This is a genomic window from Nocardia sp. NPDC002869 (genome assembly GCF_046764065.1).
In the GTDB taxonomy this organism is placed as follows: domain Bacteria; phylum Actinomycetota; class Actinomycetes; order Mycobacteriales; family Mycobacteriaceae; genus Nocardia; species Nocardia rhamnosiphila.
The window spans coordinates 1-1,653 of record NZ_JBKOOL010000331.1 but is presented as its reverse complement, the minus strand read 5'-3'; the positions used below and the strand labels follow the sequence as shown (position 1 = coordinate 1,653).

Sequence of the window (1,653 nt, the reverse complement as noted above, 5' to 3'; positions counted from 1 at the left end):
CACCACGGCGGCACCCGGCAGCGGCCGCTCCCGCCGCGGCCGCTGTCCCTGACCGTGGAGTCCATGAGCGCAGAATGTACGCGGCCGTACCGACAGGAGAAGAGATGTGGACCGATCCCGCCCGGTTGCCGGGAGTTCTCTGCGGCCGCCGGCCTGTCACCGGGCCTTGCCGCCGGGCGGCCCGCGCGCCACGATCGACCCGGCCACCCGGCGTTTCCGGGATCGCGGGACCGGGCCGGGATACCGCGCCCCGGCTGACGGGTATGTGATGATCGGACGATGAAGATCCGTAAGGCCGTCATTCCCGCTGCCGGTATCGGTTCCCGCCTGCTACCGCTGACCAAGGCGATCCCCAAGGAGATGCTGCCGGTCGGCGACAAGCCGGTGATCGAGCACACGGTACGTGAGCTGGTGGCCTCCGGGATCACCGATATCACCATTGTGGTCAGCGGCGGAAAATCACTGATCCAGGATCATTTCCGGCCCAATCCCGCCCTGGTGGCCCAGCTGCGTGCCGACGGCAAGACCGCCTACGCGGACGCGGTGGAAGAGGTCGGCGAACTGTCCCGGCTGGGTCACATCACCTATCTCGATCAGCACGGCCCTTATGGGAACGGGACCCCGGTCCTCAACGCGGCCCGTACCGCCGCCGACGAACCGATGCTGGTGCTGTGGCCCGACGACGTCTTCGTCGCCGAGGAACCACGAGCGCAGCAACTGATCCGCGCCTACGAATCGACGGGCTGCCCGGTACTGGCACTGATGCCGATGAATCCGAACGAATCGCAGCGCTACGGTGTCCCGGTGGTCCGGGAGGACCTGGACGACGGCCTACTGCGCATATCGGGCCTGGTGGAGAAACCCAAACCCGAGGATGCCCCCTCGGCCTTCGCCGCGATCGGCGGCTACGTGGTGACGCCGGGGATCATCGACGAACTGCGGGCGCAGACGGAGGACTGGTACACCCACCGTACCGGCGAGGTCTACCTGACCGATTCCATCAACGCCTATGCCGCCAACCATGCGGTCTACGGGCAGGTCATCCAGGGCCGCTGGTACGACACAGGAAACCCCGGCGACTATCTCATCGCGCAGTTCGCCTCGGCGCTGGCCCACCCCGACTACGGGCCACTGCTGCGCCGGCAGGTCGACTGAGCACGGTTCGGCGGCGACGCTGCCGCCGCGGCCTCAGAAACGGCGGATGCTGTAGATGTAGAACTGGTCGAGCGGGCTGAGCCCGACCGGTACGCCGGCGCCGTAGGCATTGAGCACCTGGCCGAACCCGGCGTAGATCCCGACATGGGAGGCGTCGGAGTTGATGATGATCACATCACCCGGCGAGAGCGCGTACCGCGGCACCGAGGCACCCACTTCGGCCTGCTCCCACGTGGTGCGCGGCAGCATGACGCCCACCTGACGGAAAGCCCACTGGACGAGACCGGAGCAGTCCCAGGTATCCGGGCCGGTGGCGCCCCATTCGTACATCTTCCCGGTCTGCGAGGTCGCGGCGGCCAGCGCGCCGAGTCCGTTGCTGCTGGAGACCGGTAACGCGGCCGATCCACTGGCGCTGAGCGATCCGGATCCGGAGGCCGATCCACTGGCCCCGCTTCCGGTCTGCGCCCACCCGGGGGCGGCGGCGACGGCCCCAACGGC

2 protein-coding genes are annotated in these 1,653 nt (G+C 68.4%); one reads left to right on the top strand and one right to left on the bottom strand.

Features of this window, described 5'->3' with window-relative positions; all coding sequences use genetic code 11:
- The first annotated feature begins 279 nt into the window (after positions 1-279).
- Entirely contained in the window at positions 280-1,155 is an 876-nt protein-coding gene (locus tag ACLML9_RS28705) for a UTP--glucose-1-phosphate uridylyltransferase (RefSeq protein ID WP_030523833.1), read from the top strand.
- 33 nt (positions 1,156-1,188) lie between these two features.
- Here ACLML9_RS28705 and ACLML9_RS28700 read toward each other — a convergent pair.
- A partial coding sequence (locus ACLML9_RS28700) for an NlpC/P60 family protein (RefSeq protein ID WP_411948422.1) occupies positions 1,189-1,653 on the bottom strand: 465 nt, incomplete at its 5' end.

Bases quoted from the DNA above. Each gene is read 5' to 3' on its own strand.
- ACLML9_RS28705 (WP_030523833.1), top strand. From the start codon at position 280: ATGAAGATCCGTAAGGCCGTCATTCCCGCTGCCGGTATCGGTTCCCGC.